This is a genomic window from Monashia sp. HAY1-5C (assembly GCF_056755255.1).
Map to the genome: position 1 here is coordinate 1 of NZ_JBPGXG010000505.1, position 256 is coordinate 256.

The 256-nt window shown below is 49.2% G+C and carries 1 protein-coding gene; it reads left to right on the plus strand.

Annotated features, from left to right (window positions below; genetic code table 11):
• Positions 1-20: 20 nt before the first annotated feature.
• Positions 21-256: protein phosphatase CheZ (locus ACR9ZK_RS22580; RefSeq protein ID WP_481344164.1), on the plus strand; the 236-nt coding region annotated here is incomplete at its 3' end.

The window sequence follows — 256 nt, forward strand, 5'->3', positions numbered from 1 at the left end:
GTTTTACCAATGCTCCGTTGATGGAAATCATGATGGCACAGGACTTCCAGGATCTGACCGGTCAGGTCATTAAACGCATGATGACCGTGGTGCAGGAAATCGAAAATCAGCTGTTAATGGTGCTGATGGAAAATATTCCTGAACAACAGGCTAAAGCGAAGCGTGAAAATGACAGCCTGCTGAACGGCCCGCAACTCGATTCCAACGGTGTCGGTGTTGTGGCCTCACAAGAACAGGTAGACGATCTGCTGGATCC